4 protein-coding genes are annotated in these 6,313 nt (G+C 36.3%); 1 reads left to right on the forward strand and 3 read right to left on the reverse strand.

What is annotated here, in order from left to right; translation table 11 throughout:
* Positions 1–5 precede the first annotated feature (5 nt).
* Positions 6–779, forward strand: a complete 774-nt coding sequence (locus DNC80_RS09990; protein WP_182651092.1) for a TerC family protein — start codon at positions 6–8, stop codon at positions 777–779.
* Positions 780–835: 56 nt separating this feature from the next.
* Here DNC80_RS09990 and DNC80_RS09995 read toward each other — a convergent pair whose 3' ends face one another.
* The 3 genes from DNC80_RS09995 to DNC80_RS10005 all read right to left on the reverse strand — a co-directional run bounded on the left by DNC80_RS09995 (position 836) and on the right by DNC80_RS10005 (position 6,231).
* Positions 836–3,523 carry a DNA gyrase/topoisomerase IV subunit A gene (locus DNC80_RS09995; protein ID WP_182651093.1) on the reverse strand — a complete coding sequence of 896 codons (2,688 nt, stop codon included), beginning with the start codon at positions 3,521–3,523 and terminating at the stop codon, positions 836–838.
* A 164-nt stretch (positions 3,524–3,687) separates the two neighbouring features.
* A complete protein-coding gene (locus tag DNC80_RS10000; protein WP_182651094.1) occupies positions 3,688–5,556 on the reverse strand; it encodes a DNA topoisomerase IV subunit B in 1,869 nt (622 codons plus the stop codon).
* 147 nt (positions 5,557–5,703) lie between these two features.
* Complete coding sequence (locus DNC80_RS10005; protein ID WP_182651095.1) at positions 5,704–6,231, reverse strand: NADPH-dependent FMN reductase; 528 nt, start codon at positions 6,229–6,231, stop codon at positions 5,704–5,706.
* Positions 6,232–6,313: the final 82 nt, after the last annotated feature.

Below are 6,313 nucleotides of genomic sequence, written 5' to 3' on the forward strand. Positions count from 1 at the left end.
ATATAATGGAAGTATTTTTAAACCCTGATGCGTGGATAGCCCTTTTAACCTTGACTTTTCTTGAAATTGTTTTAGGAATTGACAATATCATTTTCATCTCTATTGCTACTGGAAAATTACCGATCGAACAACGCAAAAGAGCCACTAAAATAGGAATGTTCCTGGCAATGTTCATGAGAATAGCACTTTTGTTTGGTATTAATTTATTAATTCAAATGAAAGAACCATGGTTTCACATTGAGTTGAGTTGGTTTTCGGCTGGAATTACGGGTCAAAGCTTAATTTTACTGGGTGGTGGGTTATTTTTGATTTACAAAAGTACCAATGAAATTCGGGAAAAAGTAGATGAGAAAGGACATGAGGAAAAAGAACTTGGAAAAGCGGCTACAAAGTCATTTCAAAACGTTATTTTTCAAATTATCTTGATTGATTTAGTTTTTTCTTTTGATAGTATTTTGACAGCGGTAGGAATGACAAATGGTGTTGAAGGTGCTTTATACATCATGATTACAGCAGTAATTATTTCTGTACTCATCATGATGCAGTTTGCGGTTCCTGTTGGGAATTTTGTAAACAAACATCCATCTATTCAAATCCTTGGACTTTCATTTTTAATTTTAATAGGTATGATGTTGCTTACTGAAAGTGCTCATCTATCTAACGCTTTGATCTTTGGAAGTCACGTAACACCAGTACCAAAGGGCTATTTGTACTTTGCTATTTCGTTCTCATTATTAGTAGAAGTACTGAATATGAAAATGAATAAGAGTAAAAAATAAATTATGAATAACTAGTAAATAATAAAAAAGCTTCCAAGAAATTGGAAGCTTTTTTGTTAATCTAAACTCATGGTTATTTGACCATCGTCATCTAATTGCACTGGTCCCGTCTCTTCGTCATTTAAAACAATCGGTTCCGGAATTTCCTCTACAGGCTCCTCATACGGGAGTGATTCCAGCAGATTGACCTGCTTTAACTTATCTGCAGTCAATTGATTTCCTTGGGCTTTGAATCCTTTTACTGCTATAAAAGCCTCAATATCTACCACTTGATTTTCTTTTTGTACTCCTTTTACTTTTGCAAAAACTAATTCGGCCACAGGTCTATAATCTGTTGAAACAATTTCTAGATGCGAATTAGCATGCTCTGAGATAAAGGCTTCCTCTTTGTTTTCGGTTTCTACCAAAAAGCGTTTGATGTAATAGCGCTCTTTTTCTCCATCAAAATAAATGGCTGAAATAGGTTTCTTTGGATTCCATTTCTCTAAAACAACCATATCTTGGTCGAAATGTGTTGTCAACTCGGGCGTTATCACTTTGAGCTTGCCAGATTGTGCAATGATTAAAATTTTATCACTTGGTCTAAATTCACCAAGCAATTCACCACGTCCATCTACGTTCAATCGTTGTACCGTATCATCAAACCACACTTTACGAGGTAATAGTGTAGAAATACCTTTCTCTTTTAATTCTATTTTCTTAATTGGGTATTTCGTTACCAAATTCCCCTTGGAACTTCTTCCTTTTATGGCAAGATTTGAAAAATCAATATCAAATTTCAATTTTTTAATAGTTCCCACTTGGCGCAACAAAATGGTAATTACCTCAGCTTCACCGTTTGGATTGCATGAAAAGTATACGATTTGAGATCCAGCAGTTTCATTTGTTAAATCGTACGGTTTATCACGTGTAACTCCCGATACGTTAAAGCGTTTGATGTATGATGGACCCGATTTTCCATCTCGATAAATCAAGTTGTAAATGGTGCGCTTATCACTTTTGTCAAAAATAGCTACGTGAATAATATCTTTACCAACAAAGGTTTTTGCATCAACTTTGGTAATCATCATTTTTCCATCTCTTAGAAAAACAATAACATCATCAATATCAGAGCAATCCGTAACATACTCGTCTTTTTTAAGACTTGTACCTACAAAACCTTCTTCTCTATTTACATATAATTTAGTGTTACGCAACACTACTTTTGTTGCTTCGATATCATCAAAAATACGCAATTCGGTTTGGCGTTCGCGACCTTTACCGTATTTCTCTTTCAATTTCGTAAAATACGCTATTGCAAAGTCTGTTAAATGAGCTAAATGATGTTCTACTTCCTTCATCTCGTCCTCTAACTTGGCAATCATGTCATCAGCCTTATCCGAGTCAAATCGGGTAATACGAATCATTTGAATTTGCGTTAGTTTCTGCAAATCGTCATCATTAATGGCTCTAACAAAAGATTTCGTAAAAGGCTCAAATCGGTTGTACAAATAGGTATACAGCGCTTCTCTATCACCATACAATTTAAAATCAATGTACATTTCTTCGCGAATGAAAATTTTCTCTAGCGTTGAAAAGTGCCACTTGTTTTTTAATTCTTCGAGTTGAATTTCGAGTTCTTGCTTCAGTAAATCAACCGTTCTTGCGGTTGAAATGCGCAACATTTCAGAAACCCCAATAAACAAAGGTTTGTTATCTTCAATCACACAGCCCAAAGGCGCAACTGATGTTTCGCAAGCTGTAAAAGCAAACAAAGCATCAATGGTTTTATCTGGAGAAACTCCTGGAAAAAGATGAATTAAAATTTCAACTTCAGCAGCGGTATTGTCTTCAATTTTTTTGATTTTGATTTTGCCTTTTTCATTGGCTTTCAAAATACTATCAATCAAAGTCGTTGTATTTGTCGAAAACGGAATTTGAGTGATGACTAACGTGTTTTTATCCAACTGGGCAATTTTGGCACGTACGCGTACTCGACCACCACGCAATCCATCATTATAATTTGATACATCAGCAATACCTTGCGTCATGAAATCAGGATACAACGTAAACGCTTTTCCTTTTAATATTTTGATCGAAGCGTCAATGAGCTCATTAAAATTGTGTGGCAAAACCTTCGTGGAAAGTCCCACGGCAATTCCTTCTGCTCCTTGCGCCAAAAGCAACGGAAACTTTACCGGCAGATTGTTTGGCTCAGCACGACGACCGTCGTACGAAACACCCCAATCGGTAATTTTTGGAGAATACAAAACCTCCAAAGCAAATTTAGACAAACGCGCCTCAATGTAACGTGAAGCTGCAGCGCCATCACCTGTTAGGATATTTCCCCAGTTTCCTTGGCAATCTATCAATAATTCTTTCTGACCAATTTGCACCATGGCGTCACCAATACTTTGATCTCCGTGCGGATGGTATTGCATCGTGTGTCCCACAACGTTCGCCACCTTGTTGTAACGACCATCATCCAACTCTTTAAGCGAGTGCATGATTCTTCGCTGAACGGGTTTAAATCCGTCCTCAATAGCCGGAACAGCACGTTCCAAAATTACATAAGAAGCATAATCCAAAAACCAGTCTTTGTACATGCCCGTAACCTTGGTTATGGTATCGCCTTCTTCGTTATTGTTTTCGTAAAAATGCTGCATTACGCCCGAAGTCTTTATGTCTTCGAAACCAGCGTCGTTGCTTACATCTTCATTTTCTTCTCCCTCAGGAATTGTATTTTCGTCTTCTTCGTCTTTCATTAAATATATTCTATTGAATAATAGTTGTGTATATTTTTCTTATCGTGTATGTCTAAAAAGAATAGTTTTCCTCAGAAATATGTTCCACAATTTCAAATTTAAAAGTTCTCACAATTAAAATAATTTTATAAAATAGTAATTCTAAATCTTACTTTAAACCTATATCACTCCTCTACCAAAGCATCCAACTCCACCTTCAAGTTCTTGATAATAAACTCTTGTCTATCGGGAGTATTCTTACCCATATAAAAAGACAATAACTGCTCAATAGACGTATTTTTATCCATCATAATAGGATCTAGACGAATCGTTTCTCCAATGAAATTCTTGAATTCATCTGGTGAAATCTCACCTAATCCTTTAAATCGGGTGATTTCTGGTTTTGGTTTTAGTTTTTCGATTGCCTCTCTTCTTTCCTCTTCAGAGTAACAATAAATGGTTTCCTTCTTGTTTCGAACCCTAAAAAGTGGCGTTTGTAAAATATACAAATGCCCTTCTTTAATTAATTCGGGGAAAAATTGCAAAAAGAAGGTAATCAACAACAATCGAATGTGCATTCCATCGACATCGGCATCGGTAGCAATTACAATGTTGTTGTAACGCAGCTTTTCGAGACCGTCCTCAATATCCAAAGCGGCTTGCAGCAAGTTGAATTCTTCGTTTTCGTACACAATTTTTTTACTCATTCCGTATGAGTTCAGCGGCTTTCCACGCAAACTAAATACGGCTTGCGTATTCACATCACGCGACTTGGTAATGGATCCCGAAGCCGAATCTCCCTCGGTAATAAAAAGTGTACTCTCTAAGTTTCTAGGGTTTTTTGTATCCGGCAAGTGCGCACGACAGTCTCTTAATTTTTTATTGTGCAGATTGGCTTTTTTAGCACGATCTGTAGCTAGTTTTCTAATTCCAGATAATTCTTTACGCTCGCGTTCTGCTTGCAAAATTTTACGTAATAACGCTTCTGCAGTGGGTGGATTTTTATGTAAATAGTTATCTAACTTATTTTTGATAAAATCGTTTACAAACGTACGAACAGAAACTGGCGGCGTACCATCATCTGATCCCATATCTGTCGAACCTAATTTAGTTTTCGTCTGCGACTCAAAAACAGGTTCCATCACCTTGATACTAATCGCACTCACAATAGATTTTCGTACATCTGAAGCTTCGAAGTTTTTGTTGTAAAACTCTCTGATTGTTTTCACGATAGCTTCTCTATAAGCTGCTAAGTGTGTCCCTCCTTGTGTGGTGTTTTGCCCGTTTACAAATGAATGATATTCCTCACTGTACTGGGTTTTACTATGAGTAAGCGCAATTTCTATATCATGGTCTTTTAAGTGAATAATTGGATATTCCAGATCATCGGCACTTATTGTTTCTTCTAATAAATCACGAAGTCCGTTCTCTGAAATGTACTTTTCACCATTAAAAATAATCGTCAAACCATTGTTTAAGTAACAATAATTCTTCACCATTTTAATCACATATTCCATTCGGAATTTGTAATTTTTGAAAATGGTTTCGTCTGGCGTAAACGTTACTTTTGTTCCTTTACGCTTGGTAGTTTCAATAATATCTTCTTCAAGGACTAAATTCCCACCTGAAAACTCAGCGGCTTTTTGCTTTTCCTCTCTCACCGATTCTACACGGAAATAGTTTGAAAGTGCATTCACAGCTTTGGTACCCACACCGTTCAAACCTACTGATTTTTGGAATGCTTTGGAATCGTATTTACCACCCGTATTCATTTTTGAAACCACATCAACGACTTTACCCAACGGAATTCCTCGCCCGTAATCACGTACCGAAACCGTTTTGTCTTTGATGGTCACTTCAATGGTTTTACCAGAGCCCATAACGAATTCATCGATACAGTTGTCTAAAACCTCTTTTAACAGGATATAAATACCATCATCTGGCGAAGAACCGTCACCCAGTTTCCCGATGTACATTCCGGGGCGCATGCGAATATGCTCTTTCCAGTCTAAGGACCGAATATTGTCTTCGGTATATTGATTTTGATCGGACATTTTAAAATTTGTGGCTTTTAACTTCGTTCAGTTTGGGCTTTACTTAACGCAAAGCTCTCGAATGTGCTAATGTAGTGTAATATGATAAATTTTAAAAATTCAAAGCCTCAAAGTTATCAAGAATAATATTGACAAGCTCTTTTTGCTTTACGATCTAAAATTGCCAATCAATGACTTTAGCTTAATATCATATTCACCATTAGTTATAATTCCTTTTTGGATATCAAAATTAGCATCAAAACTAGGTAACGAAAAAGTTGCTTTTACGTTGGCACCATAACGGGGGAACGCAGTTTTTGCAATTTCTAAAACACTAGCTCCACCTCTAGCTCCCGGCGAAGTAGCCAAAAGTAACATGGGTTTATCCTGAAACACTTTTCCGTTGATTCTAGAACTCCAATCGAAAATATTCTTGAAAGCAGCACTATAATTGCCGTTGTGTTCCGTCATAGAAATTACTAATACATCAGCTGTTGCAATTGCAGCTAAAAATGCTTTCGCTACCTCATGCTGACCGATTTCGACCTCCAAATCAACAGAAAACAAAGGCATTTGAAAATCGTTTAAATCCAGAACTTCTACGTTTGCATTTTCAAAAAGATGCGCTGCATAAATTGCCAGTTTTTTATTGATAGAATTTTTACTGTTGCTTGCGCCAAAGGTTACTATTTTCATAAGATTATTTTTTTCTGAAATAAATTAATTGCTGTTGCTTATTTATTTTTGGATTTTTTTAAACGCTTTATCTACATGAAAC

This window comes from Flavobacterium sp. SOK18b (genome assembly GCF_014156605.1).
Lineage (GTDB): Bacteria > Bacteroidota > Bacteroidia > Flavobacteriales > Flavobacteriaceae > Flavobacterium > Flavobacterium tiangeerense.

Bases quoted from the DNA above. Each gene is read 5' to 3' on its own strand.
- DNC80_RS10000 (WP_182651094.1), bottom strand. From the start codon at position 5,556: ATGTCCGATCAAAATCAATATACCGAAGACAATATTCGGTCCTTAGAC.
- DNC80_RS10005 (WP_182651095.1), bottom strand. From the start codon at position 6,231: ATGAAAATAGTAACCTTTGGCGCAAGCAACAGTAAAAATTCTATCAAT.
- DNC80_RS09990 (WP_182651092.1), top strand. From the start codon at position 6: ATGGAAGTATTTTTAAACCCTGATGCGTGGATAGCCCTTTTAACCTTG.
- DNC80_RS09995 (WP_182651093.1), bottom strand. From the start codon at position 3,523: ATGAAAGACGAAGAAGACGAAAATACAATTCCTGAGGGAGAAGAAAAT.